Genomic DNA, 21,609 nt, shown 5'->3' on the forward strand with positions numbered 1-21,609 from the left:
TACCCTGGCTGACCATACGGGGCTCCGCATGAATTCATCGCACATGGACCGGAGGGGCGGATGAGCTTGCGCTGGATGACGGGCGTCGTTGCCGCGATTTTCGCCGTGGCCGTGGCGGCTCAGGTGCCGGCTGAGGGAGGCGATCAGAAGCGCCGGTTGATCGAGCAGAAGATCCGGCTCGTCGAGGCGCTGCTCAACTCGCCGGCGGCCAGAGGCGCGGCGGAGGGGAGCGACGCGGATCCCAGATCACTGATCGAGCAGGGGAAGCAGGCGATCGGCGAGGCGCGCAAGGCGCTCGCCGAGGCGCGTTTCGACGAGGCCGCAAAGCTTGCGGACGATGCCTTGCGATCCGTCTCCAGTGCGTCGCGCCGGATGTCTCCTGGCGAGGGTGGATTGCCGGAGAGCGCGCAACGCAAGAATCTGCAGGATCTTGGCGATCAGGTCGGCATGTACAGGAATTCGGTCGAGGAATTGGCCAAGGATTCCCAGCGTGCGGCGCCCGCCCGGGCATTGCTCGGACGCATCGACGCTCTGACGGCCGAATCGAGGCAACTCGCAGATGCAGGGCGGATCGGCGAGGCCGGGAAGAAGATGGCCGAAGCCTACAAGGTGGCAGTCGAGGAGTTGTCGCGCCTGCGGGCGGGCCAGGAAGTCCTGCTGTCGCTGAAGTTCGATACGCCTGCCGACGAGTACGCCTACGAGAAGAAGCGCTTCGCGAGCAACGAGATCATGGTGGACATGATGCTTGCAGAGGGACGTGCGGCGGGGGACAAGCGCCGCATGGTCGACGGTTTCGTGGAGGAGGGGCACAAGCTTGGCGAACAGGCCGATGAGCAGGCGAAGGCGGGCAGGCATGCGGAGGCGGTCAAGCTCATGGAGCAGGCCTCGGCGCAGCTGATCCGGGCTCTGCAGTCGATGGGCGTACCGGTGTTCTGACGCGAGGGCGGTGAATGATGCGGAAACTGTTCGTTCTCCTCTGGGCCCTGGCGACATTCGCGGCGGCGCATGCCCAGGCTCAGTCGCCTGCCGTTTCTCCGGGCGACATCAATGCTGCGGGCGAACTGCGGATGTTGTCGCAACGCCTCGCCAAGTCCTATGTTCAGCTCGGCCTGGAAGTCCTCCCAGCTGCAGCGCTCGATCAGTTGCAGGACTCGATCCTGCGCTTCGAGCTCGGCCTCGAGCGCATGCAGGCGCTCACGGTGGCCGTTCCGTCGGCCGGGCCGGCAGTCGGACGCCTGAGGAGTGATTGGTCGGCACTGCGGACTGTCGTTGCCGAGCCTGCCGACAGGACGCGTGCACTGCTGGCATCGCAACACAGCCTCGCAGTCCTCGACGGCGCCGAAAGGCTCGTTGCCGCGCTGGCGGACGCCGCCGGAGGCGGCGATGCGCGCAGGATCGGCGAGGTCGGGCGGCTGCGCATGCTCTCGCAGCGCGTCGTGAAGGCCTACATGCTGTACTCGTGGGGTGCCGACACGGCGGCCAGTCACCGCGAGATGGAGGCGGCGGCCGATGAGTTCGGGCGCGGCCTGGCCGCCGTGGCGGCCTTGCCCGGGACAACGGCTGACGTGCGCGCGGAGCTCGCCGAGATCTCGTTGCAGTGGGAGTGGCTGCGCACGGCACTGTCCGTCGAGGGCGCCGGCTCCTACCGGCTGGTTGTTGCGGAAGCGGCCGAATCGATACTGGCGGCCACCGATCGTCTGGTGCGGCTGCATGAGCCGCCGCAATCGCGCTGATCTGCGCCTGATCAATTCGCCTGAGGGGGAGACGATGGGTATTTCGCGCCGCCAATTCATCAAGTCCGCCGCGTCGCTCGGCGTCATCGCGCTTGCTCCGCGGGCCGGTGGCGCCGCCGTCGCGCGCACGGCAACGCTGCGAGCCGCGGTGATGGAGCAGGCGATCCGCGCCGGTGCACCGCGAACGAACTTCTCGGGTTTCAACGGCAGCGTGCCTGGGCCCTTGCTGCGGTATCGCAAGGGCGAGACCGTGCGCCTCGCCTTCCGCAATGCGCTGGAGGTCGAGTCTGCGGTCCATTGGCACGGGATCCGCGTGCCGAATGCCATGGATGGCGTCCCGTACGTCACGCAAAACCCGGTGCAACCGGGGGATGAGTTCGTTTACGAGTTTCAGCTCCCGGATTCCGGCACCTTCTGGTATCACCCGCACCAGTCGAGTTTCGAGCAGGTGCCGCGCGGGCTCTACGGAGCACTGATCGTCGAGGAGGAACGTCCGATCGAAGTCGACCGCGAACTCGTCTGGCTGTTGTCGGACGTGCGGATCGAGGATGACGGACTGCAGGTCGAGGATTTCGGCCGCATCCTCGACATCGCGAACGACGGGCGGATCGGAAACGAGGTTCTCCTCAACGGAATCGCGGCAGGCGCGGGGAACGTCCTGGAGGTCAGGAGTGGCGAGCGCATCAGGCTGCGCCTGATCAACGCCGCAGCCGCACGGATCTTCCAGCTCGAGTTGCACGGCCATGCCATGAACGTCATTGCGTATGACGGACAGGCCGTCGAGCCCCACGTCCTCGAGCAGCTCGTGCTCGGCCCGGGAATGCGGGCGGACCTGGTGATCGACTGCATGCAGGCACCGGGAAGCCGATTCCTCATGAACGATATCCATCGCCGCAGCGTCGGGCCGATCGCGTCATTCGTCTATGGCGATGCGTCGCCGGTGCGTCGCAAGCCGCTCGGCGCGCCGATGCGGCTGGCGCCCAACCGCTTGCCGGAGCCTGATCTGGGGAAAGCCTCCGAGCACTACATCATGTTCCAGGGCGGAATGCGGGGGGCTCCGACCTTGGGGATCGTCGACGGCAAACCGGCGCGCACCCACGAACTGATGGAGCGGCACGGGCTCGCGTGGACGATGAACTACACCGCGCGGCACGAGCATGCGTTGATGCATGAGCCCTTCCTGCATCTGCAGCGGGGCGAACATGTCGTTCTACGTATGATCAACGAGACGGACTTCGTCCACCCCATGCACCTGCATGGCCATTTCTTCCGTGTCATTGCCGTCGACGGCCGCAAGCAGGCCCGTCCCGTCTGGCGCGACACGGTCATCATGGGGCCGCGCCAGACGATCGATGTGGCCTTCGTGGCCGACAATCCGGGAGACTGGATGTATCACTGTCACATCCTCGATCACGCCGCCGGTGGCATGATGGGGACGATCCGCGTGACCTGAAGCGGGCGCTCAGTGCCTGGCCGGCACCTTCGTGCCAAGCCGGTCGCGCACTTCGCGGACCACCGCCGGATCGGCCCAGTCGCGCTGTCCGAGGTGGCTGCCGAGAATGCGGCCATCTCCGCCGACATACAATGTGTGAGGCAGGGCGACGACCCCGAGCGCGGCCATGGCCTGGCTGGGCGAATTCGCAATGCTTACCGGCATGCTAATCCCGTACTTCAGGACGAATTCCCGCACGAGATTGTGGTCGGTATCGACGGACAGGGCGAGCACGCGAATGCCCTCCGGTGCTAGGAGGGCCGCGAGGCGCTGCAGCGAAGGCATTTCGGTGCGGCAGGGGGCGCACCACGTTGCCCACAGGTTAACGACGGCCGGTCGGCCATTGAGCCAGTCCTGGCTGCGGACTGCGCCGCCCTCCAGGCTGGTGAGCTGGAGCGCAGGCATGGCTGTCGGCTTGTCCCCGCTTCCCGCCGCGGCGATCGGGGTGGTCAGAAGTGCAGCGGCCGTGAGGAGGGCGAGGATGCGGTGCGAGTGCGTACCGGGCGAGGCTGGCGTACGCGGGGTGCCGGCCGGCTGGCGATCAGAATCTCGAGTCATCATTTCGCGGCTTCCTTTCCTTTCTGGCAATTTTGGCATAGCGGCCAAGATGCTCGAGGATGGAACGACGCGTCAATCCGATGACTGCGATTTCCGTGAAGATGACGACGATGGCGACGAGATACGCGCTCCAGACATAGAGGCCGTCCCCGCCCATCGCCCAGAATTGGCTCCAGCTTTCCCAGTTCATGGTCGGGCTCCGAAATTCCGCTCCACCCACTCGCTGTTGCGTTCGCGCTTCAGGATCACATTGCGCAGGCGGGCGAGCGTCGCTGCGGTCGCGTAGGCAAGCAGGCCCAAGCTCATCAGGATTATTCCTGCTGCGATGATCGGACTGTCAGGGGCGGACAGCCCCTGCGGTGCGGAGCCATGCATGGTGCTCCAGCGAAAGACAGAGAAGTACAGCAGCGGCAATCCGAACGCACCGACGAGGGCCAGCAGGCCGCTGGCCCGGTCGGCGCGACGGGTGTCGTCAATGGCTTCCTGCAATGCGATGTACCCAAGAAAGAGGAACAGCACAAGCAGCTCCGCGGTCAGGCGCGCTTCCCATACCCACCATGTACCCCAAATCGGCTTGCCCCATAGGGAGCCGGTCCACAGTGCCAGGAATGCGAACAGTGCGCCGGTCGGGGCGAGGGCGGAAGCGATCATCGAGAGGAGACGCTGCCGCCTGAACAATCCGTAGCCGGCAGTCGCAGCGGTGAAGAAATAGATCGCGACGGACAGCCAGAGCGAAGGCGTGTGTATGAAGGCGATACGGTAGTGCTCGTGCTGGTGCGGATCCGTCTGTGCGACGGCCAGTCCGACGAACAGCCCTCCCGCACAGAGTACGGCCGCCGCAAATGCAAACCACGGCAAGAACCGGCCAGCATGAACGTAGCCGCGCTGCGGGGTCGCGCGCGACCAGGCCGGCAGGGGCGGTGATTCGTCCGGGCTGAGGGTGCTGCTGAGTGCGGGCATCGTGTAGTGCGTGTGCGATGGTGGGGCAGTACTGCTGGTCTAGCAATCGGCATGCCGACATGCGGACAGGGAGGATCCGGTGCCGTTGCAGGTGCCGTGAGGCCTTCGATGGGGATGGTTGCGGCGGCTGATGCTGGGGCTTCCTGATTTCGGGAAGCGGGGCTCTACTTGCAGGGCTCCCGCACCAGGTACGGGAGGCCCTTGCAGGACGGGGTCAGCCCGGGATGTATATGCCGGCGCTGCGGATTGCCTTGACCAGTTCACTGGTCGACTGTTCCAGCAGCTTGATTCCAGCTTCGAAATCCTTGCGTGATGCGGCCGCTTCGGCTTCGCCGCGCAGCGCGCCCGCGTTGGTGAGGAATTCGGTGACGCGCGGGCTCATCGGCGCGCCGGCGAGTTTTTCTTCGAGCAGGACCTTCACGAGCATCTTGTGCGTTTCGTTGCGGTCGATCTCGTAGTGATATTCCTCTTCCTTCGACGCGAAGTTGAGCGAGCGGACCAGTGTATCGCCCGAACGCATCGAGCTTACCGACGCCTTGGCCAGGAGGTATGCCTGTTCGAGAATCGTGCGACCGCTCGCGTATTGTCCGGCGGACGCCTTGCGCTCGGCGTCGGCGATGAGCGCCTCGACCTGGCGGCTGCTTTCCTGCGATTCCTTGTTGCCCTTTTCGGACGCGATGCGCTGTTGCGCCGAGAGCAGGGCACGGACGCTCTCGAGCTTGTTCTTGTAGTCGGTTTCGACTTTCTGGGCCGTGACGCTTTCGGGTGCCGCGAGCCGCGCTGCCTCGAACATCGTCTTGCTTGCGGCGGAAAGGAGGCTGGACGCCTTGGCGAGGTCGCCCGCATCGAAGGCGGATTTCGCCTGGTTGTATTGATCCTTGGCGGCCTTGCGTTTCTCGATGGCTGCCGCCTCGCCGCTGGATTCGATCTGGCGTGCGGCGGTGGATTTCTCGATCAGCGTTCCGACCGACTCGAAGCGGCGTTCGAGCTGGGTCCGGTCGGGCTCGTTGGCCTGCAGGCGGCTGGAGGCGCTGCCGGCCGGCGTGCCGGTATCGGACTGGGCTCCCGCCGTGCCGACGGTTGCGAGCAGCAGCGCAAGGGCTGCATGCCCAAGAATCCTTGTGTGGCGGTTGGACTTGATCATTTCGGACTCCCGGGCATGCATGTTTCCGACTATCCAGACGACTTACTGGCCCGTACGGGCGATCGGACCGTCCTTCTTCTTCGAGTGGCACAGACGGCACTCGGACACGGGGAAGGCAACTTTGCCGTGGCAAACCCCGCACTTCTGTCCGAGCAGGATCGCCGCCATGCTGATCTGGTTGGCGCCTTTCTGCGGGATGAAGATTGCCGGGTGGCAGTTGGAGCAGTCAAGCCACTCGGTGTGCTGCTTGTGCGGGTAGACCACGTCCGGCATCGAGCCCTTGACTTCGCGCACGATGTTGAGGTCCATCACGACGGGCACCGCATTGGGGTCGAGGCGGTCCCAGCGCGGGTTGATCGCACGATCTTCGAGGGCCTTGACCCAGTTCACGCGGTTCCCCGCGTTGCTGCGTGGCAGCGTCTCGAACGCCGACAGCGGCGGCATGAGGGCCGTGGTGCCTTCGCTGGCCGGGTCATGGATGCCGTCCTGCGTCGGCGGCAGGTTACGCTGGTTGGCGGGCTTCAGCAGGCGATTGAAGCGGTTTACGTCGGTGGCGGGGGCGGTTGCCGGAGCGGCGGCGGCCGGGGCAGCGGCCGGTGCCGCAGCCGCTGCGGGTTTGCCCTTGGCGTCCTGGGCGATGGCTGCTGCCGACCCGAGCAGGCCGGTCGCGAAGACGGTCAGGAAGAGGGTAGAGATACGGCGGGTCATTTCTTGCTACCTCCTTGCCCGACGGGAACTGCCAGTTTCTGGATGGTGCTTTCGTGCACTTGCGTGGGGGTGTTGGGTTTGCCGGAGTGGCAAAGGTCACAGTTCTCGACCGACCAGGCGATCTCGCCGTTGTGGCATGCGCCGCAGAACTGGCCGTCGATGATCTTCAGCATCGTGATCTCGTTGCCGCCAGCCTTGAACTGGAAGCCCAGGTCCGCGTGGCAGACCTTGCAGCGGAAGCGGATCCGGTGGAACCAGTGGGGGAAGATCGCAGGGCGCATGCCGGCTGCGTCGGCGTAGTTGTTGATCACGATATCGCCGTACTCTGCGCGGCTGTCGGACGGAGTCCACAGCGTGATCGCCACGACTGCAAACAGCAGTGCGGTGAGCCCACGGCGGACTCTTGTTACCCACGGGACCTGCTTCATAGTTCAACCCTCTTGAAAACGAGAACCGTTCCTGCCAGCCAAAATGCCCGAGTTTCCGTCGGCTGGCAACCAAACGAATGTATTCGTCCCCGATGCCTGACCAGACTGTTTGCGGTCGATGCAGGGGCTCATACTGCCGCAGCGGACCCGTGATCATCCGGTGAACGTGTGTCGGAAGGGGTCTGTTGCGCGTCGGACCGGTGCAATAAGCAAGAACCTTGCCTTCACTCTATCACTATCGAATTAGTGGAGCGCGGAGAATCCGCAGGGGTCATGCGGGCGCAGAATGTAACCGATTGTGTCGGTTGCGGGAATGGATTCCCGAAAGCGGGAATTTGTGGCGCAGTCCCGCGGCGAGTGCCCCCGACCGTGGAAGCGTTCGGCGCGGTCGCGCCGGTTCGGACTTTGCTGCGCGTCAGTGTCCGTCGGCAGTGCCTGAGGCGTCGCGTGGACCGGCACGCCACTCCCACAGGGCCGATTCCGCACGTTCGCGGAAGGCATCGTCCGGTGCGGCACGGTGCAGGTAAGTCTGCATCGCACCCATGGCACCGGGACGGTCGCCGAGTGCTTCGAGGCTGATGGCGAGGCCGTAATAGGCGTTCACCTGATCGCGCCGCAGGTTGATCGCCGATTCGAAGAAATCGCGCGCGTGTTTCCACTGCTCGAGTCCGACGAGTGCGAAACCCATATTGACGTGCGCTTCGGGAAGTTCGGGGGCCAGCGCCAGCACCTGATGGAATGCGGTGAGGGCGTATTCGTACTGGCGCATGTGGAGCATTGCCACGCCCTGCTCGAAACGCGCCCGGACCTCCTGGAGGGTGGCCGCATCGCTGGCGGGGCTGCGGGCCTTGAGCGGCAGTATGTCCGCGAAGGCGAGAGGCTTCGCGGACTGCCTGTCTTCGCGCTGGGCGGGCAGCGCCAACAGCCCGCCCAGCGCAATGGTGGTCAATAGCGTGATGACTAGCGCGCGGCTGCGAACATCGTGGCGGTGCCTTGGTTGTTCTGCGGCATCGGGGCTGTGCGTGATCTGCATAATCTGACTATCCGGGGTGCGGCAACGAGTGCGAAAAAGGCGACGCCGGCGATGGTGACGGCACCTCCCAAGCCCGTGAGCGCCGCTGCGAGGATCGCGGTCGGGTCCGCGTCTGCAGCACTGAAGCCCGTCTTGCGTGGTGCGCCGAGGATGCCGCTCCATGCCAGGCCGCAGATGAGCATCGCTGTTCCTAATGCATAGAGCGTCAGCGGTCGGCGGGTCGGCCCCCGGGCTCCGTGCGCATCCGCCGAGGGCGTGAGTCGGGCCAGGACTGCTGCCATCTGGGCGAGCGTGAAGGCGCCGATTGTACCGTGATAATGGGCCGGGATAAGGGTCGTCTGGTCGTCGATGGCGGTTCCGGCGACAATGCCGATGCAATATAGCCCCAGTGATGCAGGAAACGCGACCGCACTGGCGGCGCGCGGGCGAAACAGCAACAGCAGGCCGAACACCAGCGGCGCCGGCCAGTTCGCCCAGCGCATGATGTGCGTGTGCAGTCCATGCAGGGTGCCGTGCTCGATGCCGGCGACGAGCAGCGCAGGCGCGATGAGTGCCGGCAGGGACGCTGCGGCGAAAAGGGGGATCGCCGTGCGTGCGGGAATACCGTCGGTGCCGGCCCGCTGAGCGAGGCGTAGCCAGATCGCCATCATCAAGGTGACGAAACCGAACTGCAGGATATGGCCCGCTCCCCACAGGGCGTCGATCAGCCCCATCTCCTGGCGTAATGCGGCGATGAGGTAGAGGGCCGCCATGAGGAAGGGCACACGGGCAATCGCGAATCCCCATTCGGCGGCGTCACGCGGGCGGCTCAGCGATAGTGCAGCGGTCGCGACCGCAGCGAAGGCGAGCAGGGCTAGCGAACCGAGGAACAGCGGATGGTCGATGTAGGGAACGTAATTGGCGAGCACCGGAGGCCCCGGTGCGAAGAGACCGGCGAGGATGATGCCCGCGGCCCCGGCCGTGCCGGCGAGTTGAATCGGTCGCGCCAACCGCTCGCGTCCTGTGTCCAGTGTCTCGCTCCACAGCGCGCTCGCCATCGCGAAGTACCACAGCAGAGTAGCGAGGTTCACATGGACCACCAGCGCGCGCGGGAAGCTGTCGGACGGGACGAGCGATGTGAGTACCGGCGTGCGCGCGAGCACGAGGGCGGCGGCAGCGAGCGACGACAAGCCGAGCGAGGTGGCGGCAACAAGGAGCCAGCGCTGGGAAACGTCCGACGGCCGGTCTGACGTGCGCATCATCATACGGCTCCCTGGTGCGGGGCGACGGAAACGAAGGGCACGCCGAAGAAGGTGAGGAAGGCGGTCACGAACACGGCCAGGATCAGGCCGGCATGCACCGGTGGAGAAAGACGGTAGGCGAGCCGGGCGTGTATCGTGAATGCGACCGTCAGCCAGGTGATGAAGGCCCAGGTTTCCAGCGGATCCCAGGCCCAGTAACGGCCCCAGGCATCCTGGGCCCAGATCGCACCCGCGATGAGCATCAAGGTATGGAAGATCAGCCCGATTGCCATGCAGCGGAACGCGAGCTCGTCGAGTTGGGGGCTGGCCGGCAGCTGTGCGAGACGTTGGCGGCCGAGACCCGCGTGGCGCATGAGAATGATGCATGACAGTCCGACGGCCACGAGCACGGCGCCGAGGAAAACCTTGCCCAGTCCGATATGGATGTACAGCCAGGGGGTGTTGTAGGTCGGGGGGTAATGCCCTTCGCCCGGGTGCGCGACCATCAGCCAGCCCAGCATGATGAACATGAGGGGCATCACGACGGCGGCGGTGGCGCGGATCCGGCGGATGCGCCAGTAGGCGAGGATGTAGGCCGTCATCAGGCTCCAGACGTTCGAGCACAGGATCTCGAACATCGTGATGAAAGGGCCGTGCCCCAGGCGGTCCCAGCGTAGCCCGATCGAGATGGTCTGCAGGGAGAGACCGGCAAGCATCAGCGCGAGTACCGAACGTTCCGGCTTCTTTCCCAGAACGACGCCCACGACGGCAACGATGCCGGCAAGCACGTAGGCCGTCACCGCGGCCCAGAGGATCTGCAGTTCAAGTTCCATTTCAAGCATCCCACGGCCTGGCCGAGAATTTCAGCCAGAAATGCGCGCCCAGGCTGGCAACCGCGACGGCGCAGGCGGCAAGAAGCCACGGCAGGGTCCAGTCGTAGAACACGCGATATCCCATCCAGTTGCGCAGCCCCTCGAATTCCAGGGTGCCCTCGGCTGTTTGGAGCGAGTCTCCGGGGCGCAGTTCATGGCGGTCATCGCCGATGCGAACGATCAACTTGTAGCGCTCCGGCAGGCGGAAAGAAGTATGTTCGGCGGGGTCGAGCAAGACTTCGTCGATATCCAGCATCACCCAGATCGACAGAGTACTCCCCGGCGGGCTCCATGCTGCGGCCTGGCTGTACTCCTTGAGGGGGTAGGGAGGGAGCTGAACCGATCCGAGGAAATCGTTGCCGTGAGCGTCGCGCCAGAGGAAGGTCGGGGCGAATCCCTTGTTGAACGTGGTGTAGAAGCGGTAGCCGGACAGCACCAGAGGCGTCTGGTCACCGATCATTTCCTCATGCCAGCGCCCGTTCCCCTCGCTCCAGGCGACCGCGTTGCGAGTGGCGCCACGCTGGAGCCCGGGCGCGTAGTCGATGCTGAAGCCCTTGTTCACGAAACGCACCTGCGCAATGTCGCCTGCATGCAGAGGCCCCCGCTGCGACTCGGCGAGCGTGCCGTCGAAAGGCACGCCTTCGGTGACGCCGACGTAGCCGGTGAGGTAGCTAAGCCGGCCGGCGGCAACGAGAAGCAGCAGCACGATGAGCGCGAGATGGAAGACCAGCAGCGCGGTCTGGCGTCGAAAGACCCCGTTGGTGAGTACCGCGGCTAGCAGGTTGAATGCCAACAGGATGAGCGGGACGACCAGTGGCCACGTGCGGGCGTCTTCACGCAGATAGGCAAACGCGACCCCGAAACCGAGCAGCGCGATCAGGGCGAGGGTCAGGCGAAGCGAAGCAGCGAGGCGCAATAGCCTCGCGCCCGCCGCGCGTCGCGCAGCCCTTTCCTCCTTGACGACGCTAAGCATCCTGCGGCTTGGGCCCCGTCATTCCGCGTCGGACTTCGCTCCGCCGAGATACTGGAAGATCGTCACTCGTCCATTGAACGTATCCGCCACGAACACGCGATTGAAGGAATCGACCCACACTCCACCCGGAAGATAGAAATTGCCGGATCCCTGGCCGACGCCGCCGATCGGCATCAGAAAATCCCCGGCCTCGTTGAAAATCAGCAAGTTGTCGTAATAAGACTCGACGACGTAGATATTGTTCTCGCTATCGACACCGACGCCTTTCGGTCGAACGAGATTGCCGTAGTAGAGTCCGCGCTTGCCGATGACCTGCGGTTTTTCGTCACCCTCGAGCGGGATCACCTGCACACGGCTGTTCATCGTGTCGGTGACGTAGAGCTTGCCCTGTCCGAGCGCTAAATGAGTCGGGAAGTTGAATTCACCGGGCGCCTCGCCGCGCTCGCCGATGATCCGCTCAAGACGCCCGTCGGGACTGAAAACCTTGATGTCGTGGGCGTAGGTGTCCGCGACGTAAATCAGGCCGGTGGCCGGATCGCGTGTGATCCCGGTCGGTCGCTGCAAGACTCCCGTGCCGATGGGTGGCAGCGGATTACCTTGTGCGTCCAGATGTGCGACGAGCTGCAATTCCGCATCGGAAACCCAGATGCCGCCCCCCTCCGCGAGGGTGACGCCGATGGGGGCGAGGAACCGCCGCAGCCCCACCGCGTATTCCCAGATCTTCAACTCTCCCGCAGGTTTGTCGAACACGAAGACGGCTGCGCGGCTGACGTCGGTGACGAATATCCGTTCCTGACTGTCGGCCACCACGGCCTGGGGGCGCTCCAGCACGTTCGGCTTTTCCTCTTCGAACAGGCCTACGACCCAGGCGAGAAACCTGACCACGCCACTCGTCGTCTCCTCGTCCCGAACGAAATTCGCTTCGCCGGTCAGCTGTCCGGCGAACTGGTAGCGTGGCACTTCCGGCTCGGCTGGCCACATGAGGCGTTTGCCCTCGGGGGCGTCGGTGAGGCCATAGTGCAGTCGCGCGGGGACGGACTGGGTTGCGCACCCGCTACTCAGCAGGGCGACGACAGCGAGTGTCGCCGCGATGATCGCAGTCGACGGAATTTGCCGAAGTCTCATGGTCTGGGGGGTACGACTGCAAAGACCGCTATCTTGCCACCTTGCGCATCGGAGATGTACGCCTGGAATCCGTCGATCGTCAGGGCGGTCATTTCCACCAGCCCGAGACTGGCCGCCTGAATTGCGCCCACGCGCTGCCGTCCCACAAAGATCTTCAGCAGACGGTCTCCGCGATCGATCACCCACACACGTCCATGCGTGTCGATCGCCAGGTCGACCGGATCGATCAGTTCGCCGTCGCCGAAGTGTCCCGAATACGCGCCATCCGGTCCGAAGGCGATGAGGCAGCGGCAGCGAGGGTCAATCCCGACAATGCCGAGTCGGTCGGCGGCAAGAAGGGTTGCGCCGGCAAGCTCGTCGGGAAACCCGTCGTTCCGCTCGAGCAGCGACTGCTCCATCCTTCCCGACGGATGGAACGCGAAGACACCACCTGCCCTGTCGGACATCCACAGGCGTCCCTGCGAGCGTTCGACGGCGATGTCGGCAGGCTGAAGGATTTCGAATTCGGACGAGAACAGGCTGATTCGTCGTCCGTCGCGACTTATACGCTCGACGCTCGCCTGGTTCGGCTGAAGGAGGTAGACGCTCCCATCGCGGTCGGTCTCCAGACGAATACCCGGTGCGGCAGTGATTTCGCGGAGAGGCGTGATCGCTTTCGTCACCGTGTCGATACGAAGCAGCAAGCGTCGTCCGCTGTCCGCAACGTACAAGTCAGGGCCGTTCGCGGCCACTGCCGACGGATGAAGAAGCTTGAGGTAAGAACCGGTGGGCGTGCGGATCGGCAGCGGAGACGGCGGGGATCCGAACCCGCCCAGGATCGACTCCTGCGGCGTCAGGAACGGTCGGGGATCGAACGGGGGCGAATCTGCCGCGGCAGCGCCCGATGTCGCTACCACCACTGCCAGCGCGAAGAACCGTTTGACTATTCGCCGGCAAAACCCTGTTGTTGCGCTACCAGCGCCCGGGGCCGAGGGTTTCATGGCCGCCGAAAATCCCGGGCGGCAGTCCTGCCTTGCCCGAATGACACAAGTCGCAATTTTCCACCGACCATGCAATTTCCCCATTGTGGCAGGCGCCGCAGAACCGGCCGTCAATGATGTCCGACATCTTGACGGCGTTCGAGCCTGCGCGCATCTTGAAACTCAGTTCCGCATGACAGACCTTGCAGCGGAAACGTATGCGATGGAACCAGTGAGGGAAGATCACCGGTCGCATCCCTTCCTTTTCCGCATATCTGTTCAGCACGACGTCGGCATACTCCGCGCGTGCCGGAGTGCCAGCAAGAAACAGTCCCGCGACGAGTGCCAGGCCGACAGCGAGGTGATGGAAGGCGAGACGAGAGATCATCGCTTGGCGGGAGGCGAGGTCCGCGGCGTGGCGGATGGAGGTGACGGTGGGGGGGGGGCTGCAGTCGTGGCCTCTGCTTGCGCCTCAGCCTCCTGTCGTGCGAGCTCCGCGAGGGCGTCCTCCCGTTTCATGCTGTGGCAGCGGCTGCACTCGGTGAGCGGGAACGCGACGGCGCCGTGGCATACCCCGCACTGCTCGCCCTGAAGTATCAGAAACATGCTGATCGCTGTCGCGCCGCGTTTTTTCTTGAACAGGTGGTCGTGGCAGTTGGAGCAATCCAGCCATTCGTTATGTACGCTATGCGGAAAGCGTACGGCAGGCATCCCGCCTTTCAGGTTGAGGAAGACATCCTTGTTGTACTCCCCGGTCTTGACGAGGGTCTTCAGGCTGCCGCGCGGCTTGATCTGTCCCTGCTTCAATGCCTCCACCCAGCGCACCTGATTGCCTGCGGTGTCGGGCGCAAGCTTCGACAATGCCTCAGCGGGTTGCTGGAGGATTTTCGTCGCCGGGCCCTTCGGGTCGCGCAGGCCGTCCTCGGCGATCGAGGGCCAGCGTGGCTGTTGTGCCGTAGCGGGGAGCGACAGAAGGCAGGCCAGGGCAATCAGTATTCGGGCCGAGCGCGCGAGGGCAACGGACCTGAGAATCGACATCGTTCTTCCGTTTCCATTCCAGACGTTCCCGATTGTCGAGCAGGCTCGCGGCCGGGAGGTTGCCGCAGCTTAACCCAAGAGTCGCCGGACGCTAAGCCCTTCGACCTAGAAGGAGCCGAACTGACGTCCGACCCGGAAGAACAGGAGTTCGCTGCGGCGTCCTTCGATTTCGGCGATGCGCAGCTGCAGCTCGGTGTCGAGGCGTCCGATGCTGTAGCGAAGCCGTTGATCGAGATCCAGCGTCGCCCTGTCGGGGTTGCGTTCGGCGTCGGGGTCGCCGCGTCGGCGCGCATCGTCACGGGTGGTATTCGCCCGGAAATCGAGATTGTAGCGCAGGCCGCGGATGCCGAAGAGGCGGCTGTGACCGTAGCCCAGTCCGCCGGAAAGGCTGCCGTTACGCGACTTCGAGGTGTCCTCGACAATCACGGGGCGACCGAATTCGTCGGTCAGGACGACCCGGTCGCCGCTCGCCGACTGTTGCCTGGAGAGCTGCCAGGTGAGGTTGGAGTAAAGCTGGGAGTAGGCGTTGATGCGCCAGTTGCCGCTGAGCTGAACGTTGAGCATCTGGTACGAGCTGGGGCTGTCCCCGTAAACTCTTGTGTCCGACACGCTGGTGCTCAGAAAACCTGAAAGGCTGTCGCCGGCACTGGCTTGCAGGCTGAGGCTCGCCCCGTTGGTAAGGGAGTTGGAGCTGACCGCTCCCAGACCGGTGCTGCGGCTGCTCGAGACAGATTGGTTCAGGTTCCCGCTGAGCGTCGATAGCTCAGTGGTGAGCCAGGTGCGATTGAGGGAATGACCGAAAGAAACGCCGGTCGAGCGCAGGTTGCCGCCATCCGTCGAGGTCGTGTTGGACACCGAAGCGGAGCCGAACCAGTTGTAGAACGTGCTGGTTCCCAGGGTGATTGCGTCGCCGGTGTAATTTGCGCCCAGGTTCTGGTTGGTCGAAGTCGTCCCGTTGCTGCTCGAGTTTACGCCGAGCATGCCAGAGAAGCTCAGGTTGCGGCTGGCCAGGTAGCTGAGGCTCGCCGTGCCGCCCAGGTTCGTGCTGTCGAAGCTTGTTTCGCCAATGTCGCTGCGGCTCTGGAAGTACCGCACATTGGCCGTCCCGCGCCAGTTCGAGTCTTCGGGAGTCCATGACGCATAGCTGAACAGCTGGGCGCTCTGGGTCGTCCCGCCCAGTCCCGCGGCCTGGTCTCCCAACTCGAAGTCCTGGCGGGTGTAGCTCGCGCTGGAGTTGAATGTCACCTCATCGCTCATGCGATAGCCGTGGGTGCCGAGGACGAAGAAGTCCTTGGTCGACTGGTCGGCTGTGTCATTGGTCGACAGGGAGGCATTGGTCGAGAATGAGTGACGGTCGAAATTCGAATTGAAAGTCCCTGTAAAACGATTCACCACATCGGAGCCGAAGCTGCCGTCGAGTTCGCTGCGGTCGTACTGACCCGAGGTCGTCCAGCTTCCACGCATCGGCCGGTAGTCCTGACGCAGCGAAAGGCGCGTGCGCCGCGTGTCATTCGCGACGATGGAACCGTCGCTGCGGCTGTCCGATACGCCGAGGCTTGCCTGGAACGGGAAGCGGCTTTGGGGAAAGAGGTTGAGCGTGCCGCTTCCGGTGATCGAGGTGCCGGTGAGATTGCTGCTCGCGGCCGAGCCGTCACCGCCGGTTTGAGCTCTTATCGTGGTCAGCGCGAAGTCGCCCGAAACGAGTGCGATGTAAGGCTGCATGATGTAGGAGTTGACCCGCAGCCGAGCCTCGTAGACCTGCTCCGTCGATGCCGCAGATTCGTCACCCGAGCGCCGCCGGAAGCCGGCCGAAAGCTCTCCGCCCCAACGAATAGGTGCAATGCCCCATCCGCGTTTGGCTGCCGCGGAGCCGAGCCTGGCGCGATCGGCCGGGGATGGGCTGGCATTGCGCGCCGGCGGCGGTGATGCCTGGGTATCGTCCGCAGGCGGGAAGTCGGCGTCCCCGATGACTGCCGCGTCGCTGGCAGCAGAAATCGATGCCAGTTCGGTGCGCGGGGGCGAGGAGTCGGAGGTGGGCGTGGCGGTGCGAGCAGGGGGGCGCCTTCCGGCTTCCTCCGTCCGCACTTCAGATCGCGTGCCCTGTCCGGGGCGCGGCGGCACGGGGGCTGGCGTCGGCCCCTTGTCGCCAGGTTCCGGAGCCTGAGGTGGTGCGGGTTGCTGGGCGGAGGTAGCCCGAATCGCATTCAGTGCAGGCAATACGGCTGCCAGGCGAAGCCGGGGATGCGGTTCGGGGGCGTCGGGGGCTGACGGTGCTGGGGCGGGAGGGGCGGGCGGCTTCCCTGATTCCTGCGAGAGACTTGCGAGAACCACGGAAAGGCGAAGGCGCGGCCGCGGGAGTTCCGCGGCACCGTCGTCCGCCACGGCAAGCCCTGCGCTGCCGATGAGCATGCCGCCAAGCAAGGGGGCGAGCGCGCGGCGGGCGGTCGTGCTCCCGCCCGCCGACCTGCACGGCGCTATGCGGGGAGAACAGAAGGTGGCAGGGCGCCCCATCCGTGCCGGCAGACTACTTCGACTTCGCCGTCAGTGCCCCGATTGCGGGGTAGCGCTGCGTGTTGAGTTCGATCCTGGCTTTCTTGCGCAGTTGCGCGCGGAAGTCCGTCCATGCCTTGTCGGCCAGGTCGCGTGCCAGCAGATCGGTCGCGCGGGGACGTACCGTGGCGAAATCATGGTGCTTTGCGGCCTGTTTCGCTTCGTAGCGGAACAGGGCGTAGCCTTGCAGGATGCGCGTCGGGGGCGAGAGGTCGCCCGGCTTCATGTCGTCGATCTTCTCCTGGATGCCTTCGGGCAGCATGCCGCGGTGCAGATAGCCCAGATCGCCGCCGTTCTGCGCCGAATCGTCGGCCGAGTGCTTGCGCGCCAGTTCGGCAAAATCGGCTCCACCGTCTGTCAGGCGCATGCGCAGGGCGCCCGCCTCGGCCTCGGCGGCCTCCCAGGCGGAGGTCGGCGACGAGGGGTCGACTTTCAGCACGATGAGCGACAGGCGCATCTTTTCCGGTTCGGTGAATTTGTCCGGATTCGCCTTGTAGTAGGCGCGCACCCTGTCTTCCGCAGGGGGGGGTACATTGCGGACCTTCGCCTCGAGCGCGGCGAGCATGTCGTCCTGTTCGAGCCGCTGGCGCAGGCTGGGCAGGATGCGCTCGCGTTCCTGCTGCCAACGAGGGCTCGACGCATAGCGCTGCTCATAGCGGCTGAGTTTTTCCTCAACGGCACGGGCATCCGGTTTCAGCCCCTGGCGGCCGATCTCCTCCAGAAGGAGGATGCGTTCGATCATGCGAGTGGCGACCTCGCGCAACAGCTCTTCCACCGCGCCTTCCGGTGGCGTGCCGTGGTAGAACTTCTGGCGTGCAGCTTCGTTTGCGGCCGTGTCGAACTCGCCGGCGCTAATCACCGTGCCATTGACGACGGCCAGAAACGGCGGAGAGCTGTGCTGATCGGCCACCGCGCCGCCCTGTGCGGCGCCGCCCGGCGCGGTCTTCGCGGCGGGCTTGGCGTCGTCCGCAGCATGCACGGTGCACGCCAGCAGGACGGCGGCCAGGATACTGGAGAGGCGGCTGGCGAGGATTTTCATCGTCAGAGGTGATCCTTGGTGGGGGTGAGAGGTCCAGTTCGACAAAATAACAAAAAGGGCCAAGCGGGTGTGCTCCCGCCTGACCCCTTCTGGTGTTACGCCTCGTGTCCGGGCCGGATAACGAAGTTTCCGGCCCCGGATGCGACAGCCAGGCTGCTTACTTGACGTGGCAGGCCAGGCAGATCGCGCTTCCGGCCGTGGTGACGCGCATGAAGTTCACGTCGCTGCTGGTCGTGGTCTTCGACGAGTGGGGATCGTGGCAGGATGCGCATTCGACCGACGGCCCGACCGCGGGAGTCCCGGCGGTTCCGAAGTCGCGGGTGTAGAGGATAATGTCGCCCTTGTCGCGCTGGTTCGCCGCGGTGCCCAAGTCGACCCAGAACGCCTGCTGGCCGTTGATCGATTTCGTGCGCAGTTCGGTCGTCCGGAAATCGAGGTCGGCACAGTTCGCGGTCACCGCATCGGCGGCGCCGGTCACGCCGCCGCCGCAGTACTGGATACCGATCGGGTGGTCGTTGCTCAGGTCCTTGCTGCCATCGCCGAGGGCCGCAACGCCAGTCAGCTGGCCGGTGGTGCTCACGGAACCGCCGGTGGTCCAGGTGTAGTTGAGGCCGTTAACTCCGCCGCCTGTAGTGAGGCCGCCGCTGCCCGGGGCGTTGATGATGTTGTCCATGGCCTGGGTGCCGTCGTGGCAGGAGAGACAGGCCAGGGAGACCGAGCCGACCGCGAGGATCTTGCCGTCGATCGTGGAGCTCTTAATGTCATCGTAGGTCTTGAAGTCGGCGCCGGCCGGCAGTGCCTTGTTCCACAGCGGCGCCGGCGCCGTGGTGTCGGCTCCGTGCGGCGTGTGGCAGAAGACGCAGATCTGGGTCGTGCCAGTCTCCGCGGTGGTGCCGGTGACGTGGTTGGCGCCGGTGCCGCCCGAACTCAGGTTGTGTGGCGTGCTCGTGATCTGGGCTGCAGCGCCGCCCGCAATCGCCGCGAGCGCTGCGAACAGCAGTGTCTGTTTGAAGATTTTTTTCATGGTAACCCCCGATGGATGGAAGATGGACCAAGCCTCAACGCCCTTCTTGTCGGGCAGATCGGCAGTTTCGTGCAGTGATAACGCCAATATTTTTGCTACGCACTACATAAAGCAGAATTCGGTCCACCTTTTGCGTTGCGTGTCGAGAAAGCCTGCGCCGGTCTGAAAGCCTTGATCGGCGCGGGTTCTACGGTGTTGATCGGGGGTGTCCGGCGTCTGTCCGACGAAGATCGCGAAAGATGCTGATGGCGTATTCCCGGGCGCGGGAATGCCGTTTCCCGATTTCTGCTATTTGCCCGATTTTGCCGCCTGGCGGATGGAGAAGCCCTGGTCGGCAGGCAGGCTGTACGGGCGGAAGACGTCGACCTTGGCGAACCACTGGTCAACAAAGAACACGCGGCCGTCTTCGTCCACTGCAATGCCGGAAGGGAGGATGTACTGTGCCGGCCCGCCGCGTTCGGAGCGGTTGCCGATGTACATCAGGAGTTCCCCTTCCGGATTGAAGATCTGGAAATTGCCGAACGCGGCGTCGGCGACGTAGAGGTTGCCGCCTGCGTCGGTGGCGATCTCCTTGGGGCGGGCGAAGTTGCCCAGTTGCCGGCCGACGGTGCCGAAGCTCTCGCGGTAGCTGCCGTCGGCATTGAACACCTGGATGCGGAAGTTGCCGCCGTCGACCACGTACAGGCGGCCGTCGAGGCCGATCGCCATGTCGCGCGGAAGATTGAATTCCCCCGGGCCGGTGCCGCGCTTGCCGATGTCCATCACGTGGCGCCCCGTGGCCGTATCGAAGACTCGCACGCGGTGGTTTTCGGACTTCACTCCGCCGATGTCGACGACATAGATCTGTTTGCCGGCGGGATCCACGGTCACGCTGGAGATGCGGTCGAAGAGCTCCTTGCCGCCGATCTTGCGCAGGAACTTGCCGTCGCGGTCATAGATGAAGATCATCTTTTGCGTGGCGTCGGCGACATAGAGGCGTCCGCTGCTGTCGACGTCGAGACCGAGCGGCTTGGCCAGCACGCCCGGTTCCTCTTCGCCGATGGTGAAGAAGCGGCCTTCCGGAATGTCGAATACCTTCACGTTGCGGTCTGCGCTGTCCGAGACGAAGATCCGCCCGCGGTGCGCGGCCACCGCGTATGGCTTGGTCATGAACTGTCCGGCCCGCTGCCCACCGGTCAGCGCGCGGCGGAGGGCGTCGTCGCTGTTGTCGGCTACGACGTCGGTCGAGTTCGTGAGCGTGCGCTCATAGACGAAGCGCGGCTCATCGGGCGGGCCGGGAAAGACCAGCGGACCGGCGGGTTGTGCGGCGGACCCGTCGCCATCGGGGAGCTGTGCGCAGCCTGCCAGTACCAGCAGCGTGGCGCCCAGGTACGCGGCGATGCGTGCGATGCGGGATGGCGGGCGGAGAGTGTGCGTCGAGTATAGGTTCATTTCGCGGCAGGGTAGGTTGATGGTCGTGAATGAGCGGGACGGGAGGTGTGTGATGAGCGGGTGCGGCTCATTTCACATGGCACGTCATGCAGAGGTCGCTGGCGCTTGTGTCGGTGCGCAGGAACAGCGGCCGAACGCTGTGGGGGTCGTGGCAGCTGGCGCATTCGACAAATGGAATCTCGGTCTGGTCGGCTTCGTCGACGCGCACGTACAGCGGTACGTCGAGGCGTCCGCGCTGTGCCGACGGTCCGCCTTTGGAAACCCACCAGACCGGTCGTTCGTCCACGATTCCGCGCGAGGCTTGGCGGAACTCTTCATTGTTGCGGACGTGCTTCCCTTGATGAATCAGGCGGCCGGCCTTGGCGGCCTCGTCGCGCGCGCGCTGGCGCTCGGCCGGGGTCAGCGCTCCGCGGTAGGGGATCGCGAAAGGGTGGTCCTGGACACCGCCGGCCACGCCGAACGCCTGGCTCGAATCATGACAGGACAGGCAGGCGATGGACTGGGAGCCGACGGACTGATTGCCTTCGGTGCCCATGCGCCCGATGTCGTCGAACATGATGAAGGGCGTGTCGGTGGACGCCGAGGGTTGCCACAGCGGCCTCATCGCGTCCTCGAGGTTGGTGTCGGTCGGGGTGTGGCAGAACACGCAGATCTGCCGCGGGTCGGTCGGCGCGACGCTTTCGCCGCGGGCGAGGTTGTGCGGTGTGTTGCGCATGTCGATCCGTTGCGCGAGCGCAAGCCCGCCGCACGCAGCGGCGATTGCGAGGGCGGCTATCACGCGGACGAGGAGCGACACGGGCTGGGGGGTCACGATTGGCAGGGGCGGCTCGGGAGGAAGGGGTGGGCGATGGCTATTATCAAACCGTGGAACGCCATTCTCAACTGCGGGAAGCTGCGCGGTCGCGCGCCGCCGGGCCGGCACGGCACGTCCGGGTCCTTCCTCATCGCGACTGGGACACCATGTATTCGACGGCAGCGCGCACCTGGGCGTCGGTCAGGCCGGCATTGCCTCCCTTTGGCGGCATCCCGCCCTTGCCGCGCAGCGCGGAGGCAAGCAGCGCGTCGGTGCCCGCTACAATCCGCGGCGCCCAAGCATTGCGATCGCCCAGGACCGGTGCTCCTGCTACGCCCGTGGCATGACAGGCGCGGCAAATCTGGGTGTAGACTGTCTTCCCGTCATTGCCGGCCGCCATGCCGGCAAGCGGCAGCAGGCAGCAGAGCAGTGCGATGATCCACTTCATTGATCGTCCCTTGAATGGCGCCGGTGCGAGCAATGCACAGCCCCAAATTAAGGGAGTGAAGCAACCGACATGCCATGCTGC

At 64.9% G+C, this 21,609-nt stretch carries 23 protein-coding genes; 3 read left to right on the forward strand and 20 right to left on the reverse strand.

Annotation, left to right across the window (positions count from 1 at the left end; genetic code table 11):
• Nucleotides 1–60: 60 nt before the first annotated feature.
• From U5817_RS01405 to U5817_RS01415, 3 genes are read left to right on the forward strand one after another with little or no spacing between them, the layout of a single operon-like run.
• Complete coding sequence (locus tag U5817_RS01405) at nucleotides 61–936, forward strand: hypothetical protein (protein WP_407279466.1); 876 nt, start codon at nucleotides 61–63, stop codon at nucleotides 934–936.
• A gap of 14 nt (nucleotides 937–950) precedes the next feature.
• Complete coding sequence (locus U5817_RS01410; RefSeq protein WP_407279467.1) at nucleotides 951–1,733, forward strand: type IV pili methyl-accepting chemotaxis transducer N-terminal domain-containing protein; 783 nt, start codon at nucleotides 951–953, stop codon at nucleotides 1,731–1,733.
• Nucleotides 1,711–3,186 carry a multicopper oxidase family protein gene (locus tag U5817_RS01415; RefSeq protein ID WP_407279468.1) on the forward strand — a complete coding sequence of 492 codons (1,476 nt, stop codon included), beginning with the start codon at nucleotides 1,711–1,713 and terminating at the stop codon, nucleotides 3,184–3,186. The genes U5817_RS01410 and U5817_RS01415 overlap by 23 nt, the downstream gene beginning before the upstream one ends.
• Nucleotides 3,187–3,195: 9 nt before the next feature.
• Here U5817_RS01415 and U5817_RS01420 read toward each other — a convergent pair whose 3' ends face one another.
• The 20 genes from U5817_RS01420 to U5817_RS01515 form a co-directional block, all read right to left on the reverse strand.
• Nucleotides 3,196–3,786, reverse strand: coding sequence for a TlpA family protein disulfide reductase (locus U5817_RS01420; protein WP_407279469.1), 591 nt, complete (start codon nucleotides 3,784–3,786; stop codon nucleotides 3,196–3,198).
• Nucleotides 3,767–3,973, reverse strand: coding sequence for a heme exporter protein CcmD (ccmD, locus tag U5817_RS01425; RefSeq protein ID WP_407279470.1), 207 nt, complete (start codon nucleotides 3,971–3,973; stop codon nucleotides 3,767–3,769). Before ccmD ends, U5817_RS01420 begins: the two co-directional genes overlap by 20 nt.
• Nucleotides 3,970–4,743, reverse strand: coding sequence for a cytochrome c biogenesis protein CcsA (gene ccsA, locus U5817_RS01430; protein ID WP_169130439.1), 774 nt, complete (start codon nucleotides 4,741–4,743; stop codon nucleotides 3,970–3,972). Before ccsA (U5817_RS01430) ends, ccmD begins: the two co-directional genes overlap by 4 nt.
• Nucleotides 4,744–4,957: 214 nt before the next feature.
• Nucleotides 4,958–5,887 carry a hypothetical protein gene (locus tag U5817_RS01435; RefSeq protein WP_246262345.1) on the reverse strand — a complete coding sequence of 310 codons (930 nt, stop codon included), beginning with the start codon at nucleotides 5,885–5,887 and terminating at the stop codon, nucleotides 4,958–4,960.
• 42 nt (nucleotides 5,888–5,929) lie between these two features.
• The gene (locus U5817_RS01440) at nucleotides 5,930–6,595 is read right to left on the reverse strand and encodes a c(7)-type cytochrome triheme domain-containing protein (RefSeq protein ID WP_169130429.1); all 666 of its coding nucleotides are present in this window, start codon (nucleotides 6,593–6,595) and stop codon (nucleotides 5,930–5,932) included.
• Nucleotides 6,592–7,023 carry a c(7)-type cytochrome triheme domain-containing protein gene (locus U5817_RS01445; protein WP_169130427.1) on the reverse strand — a complete coding sequence of 144 codons (432 nt, stop codon included), beginning with the start codon at nucleotides 7,021–7,023 and terminating at the stop codon, nucleotides 6,592–6,594. The genes U5817_RS01440 and U5817_RS01445 overlap by 4 nt, the downstream gene beginning before the upstream one ends.
• 415 nt (nucleotides 7,024–7,438) lie before the next feature.
• The gene (locus tag U5817_RS01450) at nucleotides 7,439–8,056 is read right to left on the reverse strand and encodes a tetratricopeptide repeat protein (RefSeq protein ID WP_407279471.1); all 618 of its coding nucleotides are present in this window, start codon (nucleotides 8,054–8,056) and stop codon (nucleotides 7,439–7,441) included.
• Nucleotides 7,984–9,297, reverse strand: a complete 1,314-nt coding sequence (locus U5817_RS01455; protein WP_407279472.1) for a hypothetical protein — start codon at nucleotides 9,295–9,297, stop codon at nucleotides 7,984–7,986. Before U5817_RS01455 ends, U5817_RS01450 begins: the two co-directional genes overlap by 73 nt.
• The gene (gene ccsA / locus U5817_RS01460) at nucleotides 9,297–10,109 is read right to left on the reverse strand and encodes a cytochrome c biogenesis protein CcsA (protein ID WP_407279473.1); all 813 of its coding nucleotides are present in this window, start codon (nucleotides 10,107–10,109) and stop codon (nucleotides 9,297–9,299) included. The genes U5817_RS01455 and ccsA (U5817_RS01460) overlap by 1 nt, the downstream gene beginning before the upstream one ends.
• A 1-nt stretch (nucleotide 10,110) precedes the next feature.
• Nucleotides 10,111–11,121: a cytochrome c biogenesis protein ResB gene (locus tag U5817_RS01465; protein WP_407279474.1), complete on the reverse strand. Its 1,011-nt coding sequence runs from the start codon at nucleotides 11,119–11,121 to the stop codon at nucleotides 10,111–10,113.
• Between the two features lie 18 nt (nucleotides 11,122–11,139).
• Nucleotides 11,140–12,081: a 6-bladed beta-propeller gene (locus tag U5817_RS01470; protein ID WP_407279475.1), complete on the reverse strand. Its 942-nt coding sequence runs from the start codon at nucleotides 12,079–12,081 to the stop codon at nucleotides 11,140–11,142.
• A gap of 161 nt (nucleotides 12,082–12,242) precedes the next feature.
• On the reverse strand, nucleotides 12,243–13,226 hold the full coding sequence (locus U5817_RS01475; protein WP_407279476.1) for a hypothetical protein: 984 nt from the start codon (nucleotides 13,224–13,226) through the stop codon (nucleotides 12,243–12,245).
• Entirely contained in the window at nucleotides 13,198–13,593 is a 396-nt protein-coding gene (locus U5817_RS01480; RefSeq protein ID WP_407279478.1) for a c(7)-type cytochrome triheme domain-containing protein, read from the reverse strand. The genes U5817_RS01475 and U5817_RS01480 overlap by 29 nt, the downstream gene beginning before the upstream one ends.
• On the reverse strand, nucleotides 13,590–14,243 hold the full coding sequence (locus U5817_RS01485; RefSeq protein WP_407279479.1) for a c(7)-type cytochrome triheme domain-containing protein: 654 nt from the start codon (nucleotides 14,241–14,243) through the stop codon (nucleotides 13,590–13,592). Before U5817_RS01485 ends, U5817_RS01480 begins: the two co-directional genes overlap by 4 nt.
• Before the next feature lie 105 nt (nucleotides 14,244–14,348).
• Nucleotides 14,349–16,328 carry a hypothetical protein gene (locus U5817_RS01490; RefSeq protein WP_407279480.1) on the reverse strand — a complete coding sequence of 660 codons (1,980 nt, stop codon included), beginning with the start codon at nucleotides 16,326–16,328 and terminating at the stop codon, nucleotides 14,349–14,351.
• 439 nt (nucleotides 16,329–16,767) lie between these two features.
• The gene (locus U5817_RS01495; protein WP_407279481.1) at nucleotides 16,768–17,832 is read right to left on the reverse strand and encodes a peptidylprolyl isomerase; all 1,065 of its coding nucleotides are present in this window, start codon (nucleotides 17,830–17,832) and stop codon (nucleotides 16,768–16,770) included.
• A gap of 157 nt (nucleotides 17,833–17,989) precedes the next feature.
• A complete protein-coding gene (locus U5817_RS01500; RefSeq protein WP_407279482.1) occupies nucleotides 17,990–18,856 on the reverse strand; it encodes a cytochrome c3 family protein in 867 nt (288 codons plus the stop codon).
• A 288-nt stretch (nucleotides 18,857–19,144) separates the two neighbouring features.
• The gene (locus tag U5817_RS01505; protein ID WP_407279483.1) at nucleotides 19,145–20,287 is read right to left on the reverse strand and encodes a 6-bladed beta-propeller; all 1,143 of its coding nucleotides are present in this window, start codon (nucleotides 20,285–20,287) and stop codon (nucleotides 19,145–19,147) included.
• Between the two features lie 67 nt (nucleotides 20,288–20,354).
• Nucleotides 20,355–21,098 (reverse strand): cytochrome c3 family protein, encoded by a 744-nt coding sequence (locus U5817_RS01510; protein WP_407279484.1) that lies wholly within the window; start codon nucleotides 21,096–21,098, stop codon nucleotides 20,355–20,357.
• 130 nt (nucleotides 21,099–21,228) lie between these two features.
• On the reverse strand, nucleotides 21,229–21,528 hold the full coding sequence (locus tag U5817_RS01515; RefSeq protein WP_169132430.1) for a cytochrome c5 family protein: 300 nt from the start codon (nucleotides 21,526–21,528) through the stop codon (nucleotides 21,229–21,231).
• Between the last annotated feature and the right edge of the window lie 81 nt (nucleotides 21,529–21,609).

It is taken from the genome of Aromatoleum evansii (genome assembly GCF_045689615.1).
In the GTDB taxonomy this organism is placed as follows: Bacteria; Pseudomonadota; Gammaproteobacteria; order Burkholderiales; family Rhodocyclaceae; genus Aromatoleum; species Aromatoleum evansii.

Coding starts and splice junctions, on each gene's coding strand:
- U5817_RS01405 (WP_407279466.1), top strand. CDS start 61: ATGAGCTTGCGCTGGATGACGGGCGTCGTTGCCGCGATTTTCGCCGTG.
- U5817_RS01410 (WP_407279467.1), top strand. CDS start 951: ATGATGCGGAAACTGTTCGTTCTCCTCTGGGCCCTGGCGACATTCGCG.
- U5817_RS01415 (WP_407279468.1), top strand. CDS start 1,711: ATGAGCCGCCGCAATCGCGCTGATCTGCGCCTGATCAATTCGCCTGAG.
- U5817_RS01420 (WP_407279469.1), bottom strand. CDS start 3,786: ATGATGACTCGAGATTCTGATCGCCAGCCGGCCGGCACCCCGCGTACG.
- ccmD (WP_407279470.1), bottom strand. CDS start 3,973: ATGAACTGGGAAAGCTGGAGCCAATTCTGGGCGATGGGCGGGGACGGC.
- ccsA (WP_169130439.1), bottom strand. CDS start 4,743: ATGCCCGCACTCAGCAGCACCCTCAGCCCGGACGAATCACCGCCCCTG.
- U5817_RS01435 (WP_246262345.1), bottom strand. CDS start 5,887: ATGATCAAGTCCAACCGCCACACAAGGATTCTTGGGCATGCAGCCCTT.
- U5817_RS01440 (WP_169130429.1), bottom strand. CDS start 6,595: ATGACCCGCCGTATCTCTACCCTCTTCCTGACCGTCTTCGCGACCGGC.
- U5817_RS01445 (WP_169130427.1), bottom strand. CDS start 7,023: ATGAAGCAGGTCCCGTGGGTAACAAGAGTCCGCCGTGGGCTCACCGCA.
- U5817_RS01450 (WP_407279471.1), bottom strand. CDS start 8,056: ATGCAGATCACGCACAGCCCCGATGCCGCAGAACAACCAAGGCACCGC.
- U5817_RS01455 (WP_407279472.1), bottom strand. CDS start 9,297: ATGATGCGCACGTCAGACCGGCCGTCGGACGTTTCCCAGCGCTGGCTC.
- ccsA (WP_407279473.1), bottom strand. CDS start 10,109: ATGGAACTTGAACTGCAGATCCTCTGGGCCGCGGTGACGGCCTACGTG.
- U5817_RS01465 (WP_407279474.1), bottom strand. CDS start 11,121: ATGCTTAGCGTCGTCAAGGAGGAAAGGGCTGCGCGACGCGCGGCGGGC.
- U5817_RS01475 (WP_407279476.1), bottom strand. CDS start 13,226: ATGAAACCCTCGGCCCCGGGCGCTGGTAGCGCAACAACAGGGTTTTGC.
- U5817_RS01480 (WP_407279478.1), bottom strand. CDS start 13,593: ATGATCTCTCGTCTCGCCTTCCATCACCTCGCTGTCGGCCTGGCACTC.
- U5817_RS01485 (WP_407279479.1), bottom strand. CDS start 14,243: ATGTCGATTCTCAGGTCCGTTGCCCTCGCGCGCTCGGCCCGAATACTG.
- U5817_RS01495 (WP_407279481.1), bottom strand. CDS start 17,832: ATGAAAATCCTCGCCAGCCGCCTCTCCAGTATCCTGGCCGCCGTCCTG.
- U5817_RS01500 (WP_407279482.1), bottom strand. CDS start 18,856: ATGAAAAAAATCTTCAAACAGACACTGCTGTTCGCAGCGCTCGCGGCG.
- U5817_RS01505 (WP_407279483.1), bottom strand. CDS start 20,287: ATGAACCTATACTCGACGCACACTCTCCGCCCGCCATCCCGCATCGCA.
- U5817_RS01515 (WP_169132430.1), bottom strand. CDS start 21,528: ATGAAGTGGATCATCGCACTGCTCTGCTGCCTGCTGCCGCTTGCCGGC.